The sequence below is a fragment of the Achromobacter sp. NCFB-sbj8-Ac1-l genome (assembly GCF_052695805.1).
Genome location: NZ_CP199812.1, coordinates 669859 through 687394 on the forward strand (window position 1 = coordinate 669859; position 17536 = coordinate 687394).

A 17536-nucleotide genomic window follows, 5' to 3' on the forward strand; every position below is an offset into this window, starting at 1 on the left:
GATACCCTCTCAGGTGGCTTGAGCTCGCAGGGTGCGTGACACGAACGGCCCTCGCGCGCCACGGGTTTCCGGGGCAAGGGCTGGCGCGGGGCGCAACTTGTGAACAAACGGGTGGTAGACCGGAGCACAACTGCGTATATATGACAGTTGCGTATGATTAGGGCGGTATCCTAGCTGATTCGGCTAGAATTTTCGATAGTTTTCGTCACTTTTTACACCTTTTTATCGGCTGAAGCCGTCGCGGCGCCCCAAAAATGTCTCCCTCCGAAGCCCCCATTACCCCTGAAGTCGAAGCCGATCTGCGTATTGCCAAACGCGGATGCGATGAGCTGCTGGTCGAATCCGAATTCGCCCGCAAGCTGGCCCGAAGCCGCGCCACCGGCGTGCCGCTGCGCATCAAGCTGGGGCTGGATCCGACGGCACCGGACATCCACCTGGGCCACACCGTGGTGCTCAACAAGATGCGCCAGTTGCAGGACCTGGGTCACGAGGTCATCTTCCTGATCGGGGACTTCACCTCGACCATCGGCGATCCCAGCGGCCGCAACAGCACCCGTCCGCCCCTGACCCGCGAGCAGATCGAGGCCAACGCCAAGACCTACTATGCGCAGGCCAGCCTGGTGCTGGACCCGGCCCGTACCGAGATCCGTTACAACTCCGAGTGGTGCGATCCGCTGGGCGCGCGCGGCATGATCCAGCTGGCCTCGCGCTATACGGTGGCCCGCATGATGGAGCGCGAGGACTTCACCAAGCGTTTCAAGGGCGGCATCCCGATCTCGGTGCACGAATTCCTGTATCCGCTGATGCAGGGCTATGACTCGGTGGCGCTGAAGTCCGATCTGGAGCTGGGGGGCACCGATCAGAAGTTCAACCTGCTGGTCGGCCGCGAGCTGCAGAAGGAATATGGGCAAGAGCCGCAGTGCATCCTGACGATGCCGTTGCTGGTGGGCACCGACGGCGTCGAGAAGATGTCCAAGTCCAAGGGCAACTACATTGGCATCTCGGAGGCGCCGGACTCGATGTTCGGCAAGCTGATGTCGATTTCCGACACGCTGATGTGGCGCTATTTCGAGCTGCTGTCGTTCCGGTCGCTGGAAGACATTGCGGCGCTCAGGCAGTCGATCGACGAAGGCCGCAATCCGCGCGACGCCAAGGTCATGCTGGCCCAGGAAATCATCACGCGCTTCCATTCGGCCAAGGCGGCCGAAGACGCCCTGGCGTCGTTCGAGGCGCGGTTCCGCGACGGCGCCATTCCGGAAGACATGCCCGAGGTGACCCTGGGCGGCGCGCCGGTCGGCATCCTGAAGCTGCTGCGCGAGGCCGGCCTGGTGGCGTCCGGGTCGGAAGCCCAGCGCAACGTCGAACAAGGCGGCGTGCGGGTCAATGGCGACCGGGTGGAAGACAAATCGTTGCAGCTGCCGGCGGGCACCTACGTGGTGCAGGTGGGCAAGCGCAAATTCGCGCGTGTAACCGTGAATGCATGATTGCGAGTTTTGTGAACCCATCATCGCAAAGTTTTTGATACGCTGGAGGCATGGTCAGGGGCAGGGACGCCTTTGCGGCACTTCAAGGAGCACGACATGAAACTCTCGAGTTTGTCTTTTTCCGATAACGAGTCGATTCCGGAGCGCTATGCCTTCGGCAAGATCGATGCGCAATCGCACGTCGCGCTGGCAGACAACTACAACCCGCAGTTTTCCTGGGACGACGTCCCGGCGGGGACGCAGTCGTTCGCCCTGATCTGCCACGATCCGGACGTGCCGTCCAAGCCCGACGACGTCAACCAGGAAGGCCGCGAGGTGCCGGCCGACCTGCCGCGGGTGGATTTCTTCCACTGGGTGCTGGTGGACCTGTCCGCCGACATGCGCGAAATCGAAGAGGGCACCTTTTCCAACGGCATCACGCCGCGTGGCAAGGGCGGCCCGCTGGCGCCGCTGGATGCCCGCCAGGGCATCAACTCGTATTCGTCCTGGTTCGCCAACGACCACGACATGAGCGGCGACTATTTCGGCTACGACGGCCCGTGCCCGCCCTGGAACGACGCGCTGGTGCACCGCTACGTGTTCACGCTGTACGCGCTGGACGTGCATACGCTGAACCTGCAGGGCGCCTTCACGGGTGAAGATGCGCTGCGGGCCCTGCAGAAGCACGTGCTGGCCCAGGCGTCGGTGACGGGTACCTACACGCTCAATCCGAAGCTGGCACCCAAGCAGATCGGTGCGACGTCGGCGTCCTGATCGTCGCCGGGCGTGAAAAAGGGCCGCTTTGATGCGGCCCTTTTTATTGGGTGACGGCAGGCGTGTCCATCAGCCGGTCGCGCGTTTCAGGCGCAGCAACGCCACGCCGAAGGCGACGAACACCGATCCCACCGCGCGGTTGATCCACAGCACGGCGCGCGGTTGCTGGAAGAGGCGCCGGGCGCGCCGCGCCAGGAGGCCGTAGGCCAGCAGCGAGGGCAGCGACATGCCCATGAAGATGCCGGTCAGGATGAAGAACTGCGGCAGCAGCGGTTCGGCGGCGTTCAGGAATTGCGGGAACAGCGCCGTGAAGAACAGGATGGGCTTGGGATTCAGGCCTGCCACGAAGGTGGCTTCCAGGTAGAGCGCCCAGGCGCCGCGAGGTGCGCGCCCCTGGGTGTCGGGTGGCGGTGCGGCCACGCTGCTTTTGCCCAGCAGGTGCCGCAGGCCCAGGTAGATCAGGTAGGCGGCGCCGGCGATCTTGAGCGCCGCGAACAGCAGCGCCGACGATTGCAGCACCACGCCCAGGCCCAGCATGGCGGCGGCCGACAGCAGGAACAGGCCGGTGACATTGCCCAGCGACGACGGCAGCACGGCGCGCAGGCCGCCGGCCGCGCCGTTGCGCATGGCCAGGATGCTGGCGGGGCCGGGGGTGACGACGCTGACGGCGGCGACCAGGGTGTAGGCGATCAAGGTCTGGGTTTGCATGAAAGGTTCTCAAGTCGGGTTGAGCCCGTTTTCCGGCGGCGGGGGAATGGCCGGAATTTCGCGCCCTTGCCGGGAATTTTGCCGTCATTCGGGGCATTTTGGCGACAAGGGAATTGGCGTGACGCGGTAAACTATTCGTCATTATCCGGGTTTACCCGCCCGGGCGCAGTTTCCCCCTCTCTTACCCGCTTCAGGAACCTCCCGTCATGTTTGACCGCAACCTCACCCTCTCCAAGGCTGACCCGGACGTCTGGGCCGCCATCCAGAAGGAAGACGTACGCCAAGAGCAGCACATCGAGCTGATCGCCTCGGAAAACTACGCCAGCCCGGCCGTCATGGAAGCCCAGGGCACGCAGCTCACGAACAAGTACGCCGAAGGTTATCCGGGCAAGCGCTACTACGGCGGTTGCGAATACGTCGACGTGGTCGAGCAACTGGCCATTGACCGCCTGAAGCAGATTTTCGGCGCCGAAGCCGCCAACGTGCAGCCCAACTCGGGCTCGCAGGCCAACCAGGGCGTGTACATGGCCGTCCTGAAGCCGGGCGACACCGTGCTGGGCATGAGCCTGGCCGAAGGCGGCCACCTGACCCACGGCGCGTCGGTCAACGCTTCGGGCAAGCTGTACAACTTCATCTCGTATGGCCTGGACGAAAACGAAGTCCTGAACTACGCCCAGGTCGAGCAACTGGCCCGCGAACACAAGCCCAAGCTGATCGTGGCCGGCGCGTCCGCCTACGCCCTGCACATCGACTTCGAACGCATGGCCCGCATCGCCCATGAAAACGGCGCGCTGTTCATGGTCGACATCGCCCACTACGCCGGCCTGGTGGCGGGCGGCGCCTACCCCAACCCGGTGCCGCATGCCGACTTCGTCACCTCGACCACGCACAAGTCGCTGCGCGGCCCGCGCGGCGGCGTCATCATGATGAAGGCCGAGTTCGAAAAGGTCGTCAACTCGGCGATCTTCCCCGGCATCCAGGGCGGTCCGCTGATGCACGTCATCGCCGGCAAGGCCGTGGCCTTCAAGGAAGCGCTGGAACCCGAATTCAAGGCTTACGCCCAGCAAGTGGTCAAGAACGCCAAGGTGCTGGCCGATACGCTGGTCAAGCGTGGCCTGCGCATCGTGTCGGGCCGCACCGAAAGCCACGTCATGCTGGTGGACCTGCGTTCCAAGGGCATCACGGGCAAGGAAGCCGAAGCGGTGCTGGGCCAGGCCCACATCACGGTCAACAAGAACGCCATTCCGAACGATCCGGAAAAGCCCTTCGTGACCAGCGGCATCCGCCTGGGCACCCCGGCCATGACCACCCGCGGCTTCACCGAAGCCGAAGCGGAACTGACCGCCAACCTGATCGCCGACGTGCTGGACAACCCGCGTGACGAGGCCAACATCGCCGCCGTTCGCGCCCGCGTCAACGAGCTGACCTCGCGCCTGCCGGTCTACGGCAAGAAGTAAGACGGCCGCTGGCGGCGTCAGCCGCCCAGCCTGCGAAAAGGACGGCTCCGCAAGGGCCGTCCTTTTGTTTGTTTCATCGTTACAATGTCGACGAATTATTGCCTTTCCGTGTTTTCAGGGATCACACATGCGGTGTCCATTTTGCGGCAATTCCGAAACGCAGGTCGTCGACAGCCGTGTCTCGGAAGAGGGCGACGCCATCCGCCGCCGGCGCCGCTGCCAGTCCTGTGACAAGCGATTCACCACGTACGAGCGGGTGGAACTTGCCCTGCCGTCCGTCGTCAAGCGCAACGGCAGCCGCAGCGAGTACGATCCGGCCAAGCTGCGCGCCAGCCTGAGCCTGGCGCTGCGCAAGCGGCCGGTCAGCACCGAAGACGTGGACGGGGCCGTGGCCCGCATCGAAGAACAGCTGTTGGCCAGCGGCCTGCGGGAAGTGCCGTCCGAGCACATCGGCGAACTGGTCATGAACGAGCTGCGCAAGCTCGACAAGGTGGCCTATGTGCGGTTCGCATCGGTCTACAAGAGCTTCGAAGACATCGGCGAATTCGTCGAGGCCATCCGCGAAATGCAGGGGCCGCTGCTGCCGGGCAAGCTGCGCAAGGAATAACGCCGCGCGCAATGACGGCGCAGGAATGACGGCGAACGCCGTTTACCGCGGTTCCGCCCGCGCCATGCTTGGCGTCTGCGGCTGGAAGCGGCGCCACACGCGGCGCAGGTGCTGGGCCGAACCGAAGCCCGACTTTTCCGCCACCAATTCCAGGTTCAAGCGCGTTTCGCGCAGCATGTCGCGCGCCAGCGCGACGCGGATCTGATACAGATAGTCCATGGGCGTGCAGCCCGCGTGCTCGCGGAACAGCCGCGTCAGGTGCCGCGCGCTGGTGTGGGCCTGCTCGGCCAGCGATTGCGCCGACCAGTCCGCGGCCGGGTTGCGTACCACGGCGTCCTGGACGCGATGCACGCCGGGATGCATGTGATTGCGATGTTCCAGCCACGGCGACAGCGCCGAATCGGTGCCGGCGCGGCGCTGGTAGACCACCATGTCGCGCGCCACCTCGCTGGCCACGCGCGGCCCGCAATGGCGCGACACCATGTGCAGCGCCAGGTCGATGCCGGCGGTGATGCCGGCGCTGCTGACCAGGTTGCCGTCTTCGACGAAGATGCGGTTGTCGTGCAGCCGGGCCGTCGGGTCCATGGCGGCAAGCTGGGCCAGGCAGCTATGGTGCGTGGTGCATTCGCGTTGGCGGGTGAGGCCGGCCGCGGCGGCGAATAAGGCGCCGGCGCAGACGGTCATCAGCGTGAAGCCGTCGGCCGGATGCCGTACCGCCAGCCACTCGATGATGCGGCGCGCCTCGGGTTCGTCCAGGCGGGTGGGCTTGCCCACGACGCCCGAGACGATCACCAGCGCCTCGGGCGGCAATTGGTCGGGCAACGGCTGGATGCGCGCCAGGTGCAGGCCGGGAATGCCGCTTTCGATTTCCGTGGACGGGCCGCAGAAATGCTGCGTGAACGCGTCGGGGCACAGCTTGTTGGCCACGCGAAAGGCCTCGGCCGGGCCCGCCACGTCCAGCAGCACGATGCCCCGGGGCAGTATGAAGTGCACGGGAATCATCGGGGGCGTCCTGTCCTGGTGGGTTCGGTCAGGCGCTGGCGAAGGCGTCGGCGGCGCGCGCGATGCGGGCAAAGCGCCCTTGCAGCACGAGTTCGGTGCGGTCGCGGATTTCCGCCGAGGTGTAGTGCTGGCCCGACGGGCTCTGCATGGCAAACGTCAGCGTGGCGTCGGTCGGGAACACGACCTTGTAGCCGGCGTCGCTGGCATGCCGGGTGGTGGTTTCGCAGCACTGTTCGGTGCGGATGCCGCTGACGATCACGCCTTCGATGCCGTTCGCGGCCAGCCAGTCGTGCAACGTCGAACCGTCGGCGGCCTTGCCGTACAGCGAGGAATGCACCGTCTTGTGGAACACCGCGTCGGGCGAAATGCGGATTTCGTCCAGGGTCCTGACGTGGCCGGACGCCAGGGAAAACGGATTGGCGGGGTCGTTGGCGGCGCTGATGTGGAACACCTGCAGCACCGGAATGCCGCGCGCCGCGGCCGAATCGATCAGGCCCTGGAGCTGCGAGACAAACGCGGGGTATTCGGACTCGTCCCAAAACGGACGCTGCCGGAAGGAATCCTGGACGTCGATGACTATCAGTGCTTGTTTCATGGTTCCGGGCTCCGTGCCGTGGAATTTCAAGGGGTATGGCAGGTATTTTCGCCCTGGCATGCCCCTTGGGCGAGGCCGGCTCCAGACCAGCATCGGCCCGAAACGGACATGCTGGCCAGGCCCTGTCGAAGATCATAGCGCGGCACGGAGCGCAAGGCCCGCCGGCCGGCTGCTCCCCGTGCCCATCGCGGGCGGCGGACATACAATCGCAGGCATGACGCACCCTTATGACTCCGACGACCTTACCTGGATGCGGCGCGCCCTGGCGCTGGCGCAGACCGTCATGTACACCACGGCGCCCAACCCCCGGGTGGGCTGCGTGATCGTGCGCGACGGCCGGGTGCTGGGCGAAGGCGCGACCCAGCCGCCGGGCGGCCCGCATGCCGAAGTCGGCGCACTGCGCGATGCCCAGGCTCGCGGCGAATCGGTGGCCGGCGCCACGGTATATGTCACGCTGGAACCGTGCAGCCATTTCGGCCGCACGCCGCCCTGCGTGGACGCGCTGCTGGCCGCCAAGCCGGCCCGGGTGGTGGTGGCGCTGGGCGACCCCAATCCGCTGGTCAACGGCCGCGGCCTGGCGCGGCTGCGCGAGGCCGGCATTGCCGTTACCACCGGCGTGTGCCGCGAAGAAGCGCTGGCCATCAACGCGGGCTTCATGTCGCGCATGAGCCGCGGGCTGCCCTGGACCTGGCTGAAGATGGCCACGTCGCTGGATGGCCGCAGCGCGCTGCATAACGGGGTGTCGCAATGGATCACCGGCCCAGAGGCGCGCGCCGACGGGCACCATTGGCGCGCACGCAGCTGCGTGGTGCTGACCGGCATCGGCACCGTACTGAAGGACGACCCGCAACTGACCGCGCGCAGCGTGGCCACGCCGCGCCAGCCGCGCCGGGCGGTGGTCGACGGCCGTCTTGAACTGCCGGAAGATGCGCGCCTGATCGATGGCGGCGAAGTCATCGTCTTCACCGCTCGCGCCGATGCGGCAAAAGAAGCCCGGCTGGCGGCCAGGAACGTACGGGTGGTGGCGCTGCCGGGGCAGGAACCCGACCGGGTCGACCTGCCCGCCATGATGCGCTGGTTCGCCGCAGAGCAGTTCAACGAAGTCCATGTCGAGGCCGGTGCGGGCCTGAGCGGTGCGCTGGTGGCGGCGGGTTGCATCGACGAACTGCTGGTCTACCTGGCGCCGATGCTGCTGGGCGATGCCGCCGGCCTGGTCAAGCTGCCGCTGCTGGAGCGGCTGGAGGCCGCCCCACGTTACGAATTCATCGACGCCGAGCGCCTGGGCGCCGACATGCGCGTGCGCGCGCGGGTGGCGGATCACTGGCGCGAGCTGATGCGCCGGGTCGAGCTGCCGGCGCTGTCCTAGGGGCTGCGCCCGAGCGCGCTTCGCTCTTCTTTATCAGCAGCCCCGCTTCCCAGCAGGCCCCGCTCAGGGTTTGCTGCCTCGCGGCCGCCAGGCCCGGACACCCGCACCCAGCGCTGCCAGCGCCAGCAGGCCGCCGGCCAAGAGCAGCCCCGGATGCTGATGGCGCACGCGTTCCCATGCCTTCCAGGCCTGGATGTAGTGAAAGCGCGAGGCCGACTGGAAGTCGGGTTCAGGGCATTCGCGGCCAAAGGTGGCGCTGAACGGCACCTGCGCGCCCTGATCCACATAGCGCAGGTAGATGGCGGTGGCGCGTTCCGGCGTGTCGTCGATGACGTAGCGCGCGCCGCGGCACAGCACGGCGGCGAACGCCTGAGAGCGGGTGGGCAACTGGTCGGCAGCCTTCAGCGCGTAGTCGGCGGCGATCTGGCGGTAGTGGTAGCGCACGTCGGGTTTGGCTTCGCTGGCGGCGTAGCGCACCCGTTCTTCCTGCGTCACGAAGGGGCCGGGCAGGTCGGCTTCGGCGCGTTGCAGTGGCGTATCCAGCGGCTGGCCGGCGTCGGCGCGGGCCTCGCGCCACCACGGATTGGCGTCGCGGCCGGCGCCGGCTGCGTAGCTGCCGTCGTACACGGCGTAGTCGGGGCCCTGTTCGTAACCCATGATCCGCATGCCGTCGCGACGCGCCAAGGTAGCGGCGGCGTACCAGGCCTGCGCGCGCGAGGTGCGGCCCCAGGCGTTGCCGGCGGCTTGCAGCGCGTCGCTGTACTCGGCGGCGCGCTGGCGCACGTTGGAGTCCACAATCTTCCAGTCGCCGTCCTGGTATTGCAGCGAGGCAAAGCGGGGATCGCCGTCGGCGGGGAAATAGGCCAGCGCTTCGTCCGCCCGGCCCTCGCGCACCAACCGGCGCGCCAGCAACTGGCGCAGGCGGTCGTGCACGGGGGGCTGGTGCAGGCGGCTCCATTCGTAGAACTGCTCGGTGGTGTAGCGGTTGAAGCCAGGCGGCCGCGAGGGCGGCGGCGACACCGGGGCCTGGCGGTCCACGTAGGCCTTGAGCTCATCGGTCGTCAGCACGCGTTCGGCCACGTAGGCCGCGTCGTTCCAGTACGGCGACAGCGGCCAGCCTTCGTCGGGCGGCGCTTCGCCATCCCGGTGGGCGGCGGCGCGATAGAGCTGGTCCAGCGCTTCGACATATTGGCCGCGCGACAGCGACAGCACGCCTTGCTCGGCTTTCAGCAGCGCACCCGCGTTGGGTTCCAGGCTGCCGTCGGCCCGCGGAAACGCGGCCAAGGCCCGCGTGTAGGCGCGCGCGGCGCGTTCGTTGTCGCCCTGTCGCACGGCAAGCTTGGCGCGCACCCACCAAGCCAGCGCCGTATCGAGCCGCTCGGCCAGCGCCTGCGCCAGGTCGTAGCGGCCCACGCGATACGCCAGCGCGGCCACCCGGTCGGCATCGGCGATGCGCTGCGGGTCCTGCGTCTGCAAGGCGGTCACCAGCGACTGCAGCGTGGGATTGGGCGTGAGGTCGGGCCGGCCGGTGGCGGCATCGGCCAGGGCCAGGCGGCCGGTGGCGTCGAAGGTGGCCCACAGGTCGTTGGCGCTGTCCGGGTTGCCGTCGACGATGTCGCCCACGCGGGCCAGCCCGTAGGCTACCAGCAGCCGCTGGCTGATCGGATCGTCGATCAGGCGGGATGCGCGAGCGGGCGAGCTCAACCCCCACTGGGCGAGAATACGAAGCGATTCTCGTCCGCTGACCGAACCGCGGGCGGCCTGGTCTGCGTACAGGTGAATGGCCTGTTTCAGGTCGGCGGGCGCAATGGCGTCGGTGCACTCGGTGGCGGGGGCGCCGTCTTCGTAGACGCAGGGGCCTTGCGCGCCGGTCAGGTATAGCCGGGCCTGCTGACCGTAGCTGGCCACCGCCAGGCCGAGCGGATCGGCGTCGCCGCGCAGCGCCAGGGTGCGGACGCGCGCGTAGGCGTCGGCGTCGTGCGTGCGCCAGGCGTCGGCATCGTGGCTGGCTTCGTGGGAATGCTCGTCCAGCGGCGCGTAGGCGGCTTCGACGTCCCCCATTTCCGCCAACAGGTAGGCCGCCCAGACGCTGCGCGTCGCGGCTTGTTCGGCCGGTAACTCCAATATAGAGAGCAGGCGTTTGCGGGCGCGGTCCCGGCGCTCGTCGCCCTGGCCTTGCGGGGCCGTCCGGTAGTCCACCGCGGCGGCGACATACAGGCGTACCGCCTCGGGCAGGCCCGCGCCAGCGGCATAGGCCTGATCGCCGTCGGGCTTGGCGCGCATGGCGCGGATCTGGTCGCGTTGCGCCGAGCTGAGCGCCGGGTCGTAGTCTTCCGGCATGGCGTCGGACCGGTAAGTCCCGTCAGGTAGCAGGGCCGATTCGCTGGCGCGCAGCGCGTCGGTGGCCGGCGCCAGCCGCGCGGCCTCGTAGGCGAAGGAATTGGCGGGCGTGCCTTGCAGCGTGCCGGCGCGGTCATCGAGCAGTTGCGGCGGGAACTCCGGACCGCAGGCGATGACGATGCCGGCGCCCGCGGCGCAGGCCAGCAGCAGGGCGGCGACAAGCGATTTACGGTTGTACATGAAGGCTCGGGGTTGCGGATTCACAGCGTATCCATCCAATGGCGCGTTCGGCGCCGGCACGCAACAGGCCATCTTGCGCGCGGCGAAGATACAGGCCCTGGCGGTCGTATTCAAGGGTGTAGCCGTTGATGCCGTCGGCCGCGCGGCAGGCGGCGTCCAGGCGGATGGCAAAGGGCAGCGGGGCATCGCTGTTGCCGCGGTTGGCCAACAGCACGTTGCGCGCGCCGCCGGGGCCGGCGGTTTGCGCCGCGACGGTCATGTCGGCGGTCAGGGGCTGGCGGGCGAGCACCGCGCGCCAGGTCGGCAGGCTCCAGGCGCGCGTATCGGCGGCGGTTGGCAGGCGGAACCAGACGATGCCCGCCAGGCCCGATGGCGGTTCGCGGTCCAGCTGGGCCACAAACGCCGCCATGTCGGCGGGTGCGACCAGCAGTTCGGCCGAGCGGCCGCCAGGCATCAGGGCGGGGCGCTCGCTTTCGACGGCGGCAATGCGGCCGCTGTCGTCCCAGGCGACGCGGCTGCCGTAAGTGGGCAGGGCCACGCGCCACGGCCGATGGGTCTGGCGCGCATAGGCATCCAGCCAGGCGTGTGCGCGCTTGGCGTTGAACAGACCCAGCGCGGGATCCTGCACGGCATGGACCTGCAGCACGGTTTCGTCCGGGACCGCCAGCAGCGCGGCCAGCGCGGCGCTGTCCAGCCAGGTCGGCAATGCGGTGATCGACAGCGCCACGCCGGGCACCAGCCGGTGCTTCAGGTCGATCAGCAAGGCGGTGTAGGCCGGCAGTTGCGAGGTGGCGCAGTCGTAGTCGATTTCAAGCGCGGCGGGCACGACGCCGGCATCGCGCCACGCGGCCAGCGTGGCGGTGGCGCGAGCGATGATGTCGTCGGACCGCAGCGCGCCCACGCGACCGTCCAGCCGCAGCACCGCGACCACCGGCCGCTGGGTTGCGGCCAGCGCGGCGAGATCCGGCGCGGCATCGAACCAGACGCCGTCGGCGCGCATTTCCGCGGCCAGCACGCGCCAGGACCGCACGGATGCGGCGCCGTCTGCCAGCGCGCCGGTCACGGCGGGCGTCCAGCGCCTTTGCCAGACATAGGCATCGTTGGGAAGGGGGGCGCCTGCGTGCGGCGCGCGGGCGGGTTCGCAGCCGGCCAGCAGCAGCAGGCCGCAGATCGCCGCAAGCAGGGGCCGGCGCCGCGGCGCGTTGGCGATGCGAAACCCTGGGGTGGCGGGTCGCGGGCGGGTCGGCATGATGCGGTGAAAGACAGTGAAAAGAAAAGGGCTGCGCGCGGCTGAAAAGATGCGTGATTCTATCCTTGATGTCGCAAGGGGTATTAGCACTCTGCGCATGCGGCTGCCAGGAAATGCAGCCGATAGTCGCAGACCATCGCCGGCATAGCGTTTGCCGGCGCGGCTTGCAGCCGGATCGCAGCAAGTTTGGGAGCGATTCTTGCGTGAACGCCGTTCGCGTTGTCCCTAACATTTCCTGCTGCATTTTTTGCGCATCGGCGCAAATGAATTGCCACAAAAGCGTCAAATCGGCTTAAGCTAAGACCATGACTTGGCGCTACGCGCGCATGGCTTGCTCCACCGCCCGCAACGCGCCCTCGTCACCACGGATTCCAGTGTTGCGTACCGGCGCTTTCAACAACCGGACCGACACGTCGCTGAACCCGGTCGCACATCGCGCCGTTCAGACCGTTCGCTGCCATCGTTCAGCGAACGCACCGGGCCTTACGCCCCGGATCATAAGAATCCACCGGGATATCGCTCATCCCTTCAAATCATTGCTGACCATTTCATATGCGGCCGCATCATGCGCCCGTTCTACAGCGATATGCTGAAGGCGTACGAGTGAACTTATTCACGTTAGTTGCAATCCCTGACGGAACTTGTGTCCGAAGGGTGCAGCCTAAACGGAAAGGGCCCGATCGTGCTCTTGGTTGATGTGTGGCGAAAGCAACATACGACCGTGCCGAGATTGCTTATGGCGAGATTGTCTAGTCACGCACAAGCACTGAGGCACACAATGGGGACACGTAGGGACGTCATGGCTTTTTCGCGTGTTGTAGGAGGTTTCCGTGCAAAACATCGTCGAAGGCTTCAAGTCGCAGTATGCAAGAGAGCAGGAGTCAGAGCTTTCCCTTGAGGAATATCTGAATCTCGCCAAACGCGATCCGATGGCATACGCCAGCCCCGCTGAGCGCATGCTGGCGGCGATTGGTGAACCTGAAATCGTGGATACGCGCAACGACCCACGTCTTTCCCGTTTGTTTTCCAACCGGACCATCCGGCGCTATCCAGCGTTTCAGGAGTTCTACGGCATGGAGGACGTCATCGGGCAGATCGTGGCGTTCTTCAAGCATGCCGCGCAGGGACTGGAAGAGCGCAAGCAAATCCTCTATCTGCTGGGGCCTGTGGGCGGCGGCAAGTCGTCCATCGCAGAACGCCTGAAGGTCCTGATGGAGAGCTATCCCATCTACGCGCTCAAGGGTTCGCCCGTGAACGAGTCGCCGCTGGGCCTGTTCCATCCCGAACGCTTCGGTGACACCCTCGAAAAGGAATACGGCATTCCGCGCCGCTACCTGTCGGGCATCATGTCGCCGTGGGCGGTCAAGCGGCTGAAGGAATTCGACGGCGACATCTCGCAATTTCGCGTGGTGCGCCTGAATCCGTCGGTGCTGCGCCAGGTGGCCATCGCCAAGACCGAGCCGGGCGACGAGAACAACCAGGACATCTCGTCGCTGGTGGGCAAGGTCGACATCCGCAAGCTCGACCGCCACTCGCAGGATGATCCGGATGCCTACAGCTATTCCGGCGGCCTGTGCCTGGCCAACCAGGGCTTGCTCGAGTTCGTCGAAATGTTCAAGGCGCCGATCAAGATGCTGCACCCGCTGCTCACGGCCACCCAGGAAGGTAACTTCAAGGGTACCGAGGGGTTCTCGGCGATTCCGTTCAACGGCTGCATCCTGGCGCACTCGAACGAGTCGGAATGGCAGACCTTCCGCAACAACAAGCACAACGAGGCTTTCCTCGACCGTATCTATATCGTCAAGGTGCCTTACTGCCTGCAGGTTTCGGAAGAAGTCCGCATCTACGAAAAGCTGCTGCATCACAGCTCGCTGTCCAAGGCGCCGTGCGCGCCCGGAACGCTGGACATGATGGCGCAGTTCTCGGTGCTGACCCGCCTGAAAGAGCCCGAGAATTCCAGCATCTATTCCAAGCTGCGCGTCTACGACGGCGAAAGCCTGAAGGACGTCGACCCGAAGGCCAAGGCGCTGCAGGAATACAAGGACTACGCCGGCACCGACGAAGGCATGAACGGGGTCTCCACGCGTTTCGCGTACAAGATCCTGTCCAGCGTCTTCAACTACGACCAGACCGAAGTCGCCGCCAACCCGGTGCACTTGATGTACGTGCTCGAGCAGCGCATCGGCCGCGAGGACTACCCCGAGGAAATCCGCCGCCGCTACCTGGAGTTCATCAAGGGCTTCCTGGCGCCGCGCTATGCGGAATTCATCGGCAAGGAAATCCAGACCGCCTATCTCGAGTCGTACTCCGAGTACGGCCAGAACATCTTTGACCGCTACGTCACGTTTGCCGACTGCTGGATCCAGGACGAGGAATTCCGCGACCCGGAAACCGGTGAAAGCTTCGACCGCAGCGCCTTGAACGATGAGCTGGAAAAGATCGAGAAGCCGGCCGGCATTGCCAACCCGAAGGACTTCCGCAACGAGATCGTGAACTTCGTGCTGCGGGCGCGCGCCAACAACAACGGCCGCAACCCGACCTGGACCAGCTATGAAAAGCTGCGCGAAGTGATCGAGAAGAAGATGTTCTCGAACACGGAAGACCTGCTGCCGGTGATTTCGTTCAACGCCAAGGCCTCGGCCGAGGACAAGTCGAAGCACCAGAGCTTTGTCGACCGGATGGTGGAAAAGGGCTACACGGAAAAGCAGGTCAGGCTGCTGTGCGAGTGGTACCTCCGCGTGAGGAAGTCTTCCTGAGCGAGGTGAATCATGAATTCACTGATCGATCGCCGTCTTAACGGGCGCAACAAAAGCGCTGTCAACCGGGAGCGCTTTCTCCGGCGTTACAAGGACCAGATCCGCAAGGCGGTCCATGGGATGATCCGCGACCGCTCGATCCAGGACATGGATCAGGGCGGCGAGATCAACCTGCCCGCCCGCGATATTTCCGAGCCGACGTTCCGGCACGGCGCGGGCGGCGACCGGGAAATGGTGCATCCGGGCAACCGCGAATTCGCCAAGGGCGACGCCATCGACCGGCCCCAGGGAGGCGAGGGCCAGGGCGGCAATGAACCCGGCGAAGGCGAGGCGGTCGATCAGTTCACCTTCAGCCTGTCGCGCGCCGAGTTCCTGAACCTGTTCTTCGAAGACCTGGAACTGCCGCACCTGGCACGCAATCAGCTGGGCGAGGTCAGCCAGAAGAAATGGCAGCGCGCGGGCTACACCACCACGGGTTCGCCCAGCATGCTCAGCATCAGCCGCACGCTGAAGTCATCGCTGGCGCGGCGGGTGGCGCTGAGCGTGAAGGCGCGCGCCGACCTCGAAGACGCCGAAGAGCGCCTGGCCAAGGCCCTGTCGGCGGGCGCGCCCGCCGACCAGATCCGGACGCTGGAGCAGGACGTCGAAGACTGCCGCGAGCGCCTGGCCCGCGTGCCGTTCCTGGACGACCTGGACCTGCGCTACCGCAACCGCGTGTCGGTTTCCATACCGATGGCGCGCGCGGTCATGTTCTGCCTGATGGACGTGTCCGGTTCCATGGACGAAGGCAAGAAGGACCTGGCCAAGCGCTTTTTCACGCTGCTGTACCTGTTCCTGTCGCGCAAGTACGAGCACGTGGACCTGGTCTTCATCCGCCACACCGACAATGCCGAGGAAGTGGACGAGCAGACCTTCTTCTACGATCCCAAGAGCGGCGGCACCATCGTGCTGTCGGCGCTGGAACTGATGCGCGAGATCGTCGAGAAGCGCTATCCGCCTACGGCCTGGAACGTGTACGCGGCGCAGGCCAGCGACGGCGATTCGTTCGGCGCCGACGCTGGCAAGAGCGCGCGCTTCCTGGCCGAACACCTGTTGCCGGCCTCGCGCTACTTCGCCTATATCGAGATTCCCGACTCGCAGGAAGCCCGCAAGAGCAGCCTGTGGGCGGAATATGAACAGAAACTGGAGCCGCATTTCGTCATGCGGCGCATCTGCGAACGCGGCGAGATCTATCCCGTGTTCCATGACCTGTTCAAGAAGGAAACCGCATGAATGCCATCGTGGGCGCACTCGTAGAGCCGGAATCGGTCGGCGCCAGCCCCCGGCCGTTGTCGCAAGGTTCCGAATGGACGTTCGAGCTGATCCAGTCCTATGACGACGCGATCTCGCAGGTCGCGCGTGAGTACGGGCTGGATACCTACCCGAACCAGATCGAGGTCATCACCTCGGAACAGATGCTGGACGCGTATGCGTCGGCCGGCCTGCCTATCGGCTATCCGCACTGGTCCTACGGCAAGGAATTCATCCGCAACGAGCAGTACTACCGTCGCGGCATGCAAGGCCTGGCGTACGAGATCGTGATCAACTCCAACCCCTGCATCGCCTATCTCATGGAAGAAAACTCCATGACGATGCAGGCGCTGGTGATCGCGCACGCCTGCTACGGCCACAACTCGTTCTTCAAGGGCAATTACCTGTTTCGCCAGTGGACCGACGCCGACGGTGTGCTGGACTACCTGGTGTTCGCCCGCAAGTACGTGATGGACTGCGAAGACCGCTACGGCATCGACGCGGTGGAAGCGCTGCTGGATTCCTGCCACGCACTGTCGCATCACGGCGTCGACCGCTACAAGCGGCCCGCCCCGATCTCGTACAAGGAAGAGTCCGCCCGCCAGGCCGAACGGCAGGAGCACGCGCGCCTGCAATACAACGACCTGTGGCGCACGCTGCCGCGGCTGGAAGCCGACAAGGATCCGCGTGCGGCCGCCGTGGTGTTTCCGCCCGAGCCCGAGGAAAACCTGCTGTACTTCATCGAGAAGTACTCGCCCAAGCTCGCGCCATGGCAGAAGGAACTGGTGCGCATCGTGCGCAAGGTGGCGCAGTACTTCTACCCGCAGACGCAGACCAAGGTCATGAACGAGGGCTGGGCCACGTTCTGGCACTACACCATCCTGAACCGCCTGCACGAAAAGGGCCTGGTCAACGACGGCTTCATGATGGAGTTCCTGCAAAGCCATACCAACGTCGTCAGCCAGCGCGGCTTTGACGAACGTGGCTACGGCGGCATCAACCCGTACGCCCTGGGTTTCGCGATGATGTCGGACATCCGCCGCATCTGCGAAAAGCCCACCCCCGAAGACCGCCGCTGGTTCCCGGACATCGCGGGCGGCGACTGGCTGAAGACGCTGGACTTCGCCATGCGCAACTTCAAGGACGAGTCCTTCATTTCGCAATACTTGTCGCCGCGCCTGATCCGCGAGTTCCGCTTCTTTGCGATCTCGGACCACCAGGCCAACCCCAAGCTGGAAGTCGCCGCCATCCACGACGACGAAGGCTACCGCGACATCCGCCGCCTGCTGGCCGCGCAGCACAACCGCGACAACCAGGTGCCGGACATCCAGGTCACGCGTTTCAATCGCGATACCGACCGGTCGCTGGTGCTGCGCCACCTGAAGAGCCGCGGCCGGCCGTTGGCGGCCGAGGATGCCGAGCAGGTCATGAAGCACCTGGCGCGGCTGTGGGGCTTCCGGGTGCGGCTGGAGGAAACCGAGCCGGACGGCACGGTCAGTTCCTACCGCGAACAGGACCCGCCGCCGGTGTAACGATCGCGTCAACCCCGGGACGCCTTGTGGGGGCAGGCCCGGGGAGGACCGAGGGGGCGCAATTGCGTCCCCTTTTTATTTGCCGACCGGCGCTGCAGCATTCTTTCCGATCTGCTAGAATCGCGGATTCGCATTTTTCGGAATGCGTACCAGATCA

Annotated in this window: 13 protein-coding genes; 8 read left to right on the forward strand and 5 right to left on the reverse strand. The window is 65.9% G+C overall.

The annotated features are described in order from the left end of the window. Positions 1-254: 254 nt before the first annotated feature. Both tyrS and ACUDP5_RS03135 read left to right on the forward strand, forming a co-directional pair. Entirely contained in the window at positions 255-1484 is a 1230-nt protein-coding gene (gene tyrS, locus ACUDP5_RS03130) for a tyrosine--tRNA ligase (protein ID WP_445658138.1), read from the forward strand. Between the two features lie 96 nt (positions 1485-1580). Further along, the gene (locus ACUDP5_RS03135; RefSeq protein WP_263914319.1) at positions 1581-2237 is read left to right on the forward strand and encodes a YbhB/YbcL family Raf kinase inhibitor-like protein; all 657 of its coding nucleotides are present in this window, start codon (positions 1581-1583) and stop codon (positions 2235-2237) included. A gap of 69 nt (positions 2238-2306) precedes the next feature. Here ACUDP5_RS03135 and ACUDP5_RS03140 read toward each other — a convergent pair whose 3' ends face one another. After that, complete coding sequence (locus ACUDP5_RS03140) at positions 2307-2945, reverse strand: LysE family translocator (protein WP_445658139.1); 639 nt, start codon at positions 2943-2945, stop codon at positions 2307-2309. Positions 2946-3151: 206 nt separating this feature from the next. Here ACUDP5_RS03140 and glyA point away from each other — a divergent pair, with 206 nt between their 5' ends. Together glyA and nrdR are read left to right on the forward strand one after the other, a co-directional pair. Next, positions 3152-4402 (forward strand): serine hydroxymethyltransferase, encoded by a 1251-nt coding sequence (gene glyA, locus ACUDP5_RS03145; protein WP_263914317.1) that lies wholly within the window; start codon positions 3152-3154, stop codon positions 4400-4402. 127 nt (positions 4403-4529) lie between these two features. Then, a complete protein-coding gene (gene nrdR, locus ACUDP5_RS03150; RefSeq protein WP_263914316.1) occupies positions 4530-5009 on the forward strand; it encodes a transcriptional regulator NrdR in 480 nt (159 codons plus the stop codon). Positions 5010-5051: 42 nt separating this feature from the next. Here the strand turns inward: nrdR and ACUDP5_RS03155 are convergent, their stop codons facing one another. Beyond that, complete coding sequence (locus ACUDP5_RS03155) at positions 5052-6011, reverse strand: GlxA family transcriptional regulator (RefSeq protein WP_445658140.1); 960 nt, start codon at positions 6009-6011, stop codon at positions 5052-5054. A 28-nt stretch (positions 6012-6039) separates the two neighbouring features. Then, the gene (locus ACUDP5_RS03160) at positions 6040-6606 is read right to left on the reverse strand and encodes a cysteine hydrolase family protein (protein WP_445658141.1); all 567 of its coding nucleotides are present in this window, start codon (positions 6604-6606) and stop codon (positions 6040-6042) included. A 250-nt stretch (positions 6607-6856) separates the two neighbouring features. On the opposite strand from ACUDP5_RS03160, the gene ribD reads away from it, so the two are divergent. After that, complete coding sequence (ribD, locus tag ACUDP5_RS03165; protein ID WP_445659122.1) at positions 6857-7972, forward strand: bifunctional diaminohydroxyphosphoribosylaminopyrimidine deaminase/5-amino-6-(5-phosphoribosylamino)uracil reductase RibD; 1116 nt, start codon at positions 6857-6859, stop codon at positions 7970-7972. 63 nt (positions 7973-8035) lie between these two features. Here the strand turns inward: ribD and ACUDP5_RS03170 are convergent, their stop codons facing one another. Further along, positions 8036-10552 (reverse strand): hypothetical protein, encoded by a 2517-nt coding sequence (locus tag ACUDP5_RS03170; RefSeq protein WP_445658142.1) that lies wholly within the window; start codon positions 10550-10552, stop codon positions 8036-8038. Then, positions 10539-11801 carry a DUF3142 domain-containing protein gene (locus ACUDP5_RS03175; protein ID WP_445658143.1) on the reverse strand — a complete coding sequence of 421 codons (1263 nt, stop codon included), beginning with the start codon at positions 11799-11801 and terminating at the stop codon, positions 10539-10541. Before ACUDP5_RS03175 ends, ACUDP5_RS03170 begins: the two co-directional genes overlap by 14 nt. 839 nt (positions 11802-12640) lie before the next feature. Between ACUDP5_RS03175 and ACUDP5_RS03180 the strand changes: the two genes are divergently transcribed. Genes ACUDP5_RS03180 through ACUDP5_RS03190 form a run of 3 tightly spaced genes read left to right on the forward strand, consistent with a single transcriptional unit; the run spans position 12641 to position 17379 of the window. Continuing rightward, a complete protein-coding gene (locus ACUDP5_RS03180; RefSeq protein ID WP_445659123.1) occupies positions 12641-14557 on the forward strand; it encodes a PrkA family serine protein kinase in 1917 nt (638 codons plus the stop codon). A gap of 12 nt (positions 14558-14569) precedes the next feature. Further along, on the forward strand, positions 14570-15829 hold the full coding sequence (locus tag ACUDP5_RS03185) for a YeaH/YhbH family protein (protein WP_263914307.1): 1260 nt from the start codon (positions 14570-14572) through the stop codon (positions 15827-15829). After that, complete coding sequence (locus ACUDP5_RS03190; RefSeq protein WP_263914306.1) at positions 15826-17379, forward strand: SpoVR family protein; 1554 nt, start codon at positions 15826-15828, stop codon at positions 17377-17379. The genes ACUDP5_RS03185 and ACUDP5_RS03190 overlap by 4 nt, the downstream gene beginning before the upstream one ends. Positions 17380-17536 lie beyond the last annotated feature (157 nt).

Excerpts from the sequence above, each read along its gene's own strand:
- tyrS (WP_445658138.1), top strand. The coding sequence starts at position 255 with ATGTCTCCCTCCGAAGCCCCCATTACCCCTGAAGTCGAAGCCGATCTG.
- ACUDP5_RS03135 (WP_263914319.1), top strand. The coding sequence starts at position 1,581 with ATGAAACTCTCGAGTTTGTCTTTTTCCGATAACGAGTCGATTCCGGAG.
- ACUDP5_RS03140 (WP_445658139.1), bottom strand. The coding sequence starts at position 2,945 with ATGCAAACCCAGACCTTGATCGCCTACACCCTGGTCGCCGCCGTCAGC.
- glyA (WP_263914317.1), top strand. The coding sequence starts at position 3,152 with ATGTTTGACCGCAACCTCACCCTCTCCAAGGCTGACCCGGACGTCTGG.
- nrdR (WP_263914316.1), top strand. The coding sequence starts at position 4,530 with ATGCGGTGTCCATTTTGCGGCAATTCCGAAACGCAGGTCGTCGACAGC.
- ACUDP5_RS03155 (WP_445658140.1), bottom strand. The coding sequence starts at position 6,011 with ATGATTCCCGTGCACTTCATACTGCCCCGGGGCATCGTGCTGCTGGAC.
- ACUDP5_RS03160 (WP_445658141.1), bottom strand. The coding sequence starts at position 6,606 with ATGAAACAAGCACTGATAGTCATCGACGTCCAGGATTCCTTCCGGCAG.
- ribD (WP_445659122.1), top strand. The coding sequence starts at position 6,857 with ATGCGGCGCGCCCTGGCGCTGGCGCAGACCGTCATGTACACCACGGCG.
- ACUDP5_RS03170 (WP_445658142.1), bottom strand. The coding sequence starts at position 10,552 with ATGTACAACCGTAAATCGCTTGTCGCCGCCCTGCTGCTGGCCTGCGCC.
- ACUDP5_RS03175 (WP_445658143.1), bottom strand. The coding sequence starts at position 11,801 with ATGCCGACCCGCCCGCGACCCGCCACCCCAGGGTTTCGCATCGCCAAC.
- ACUDP5_RS03185 (WP_263914307.1), top strand. The coding sequence starts at position 14,570 with ATGAATTCACTGATCGATCGCCGTCTTAACGGGCGCAACAAAAGCGCT.
- ACUDP5_RS03190 (WP_263914306.1), top strand. The coding sequence starts at position 15,826 with ATGAATGCCATCGTGGGCGCACTCGTAGAGCCGGAATCGGTCGGCGCC.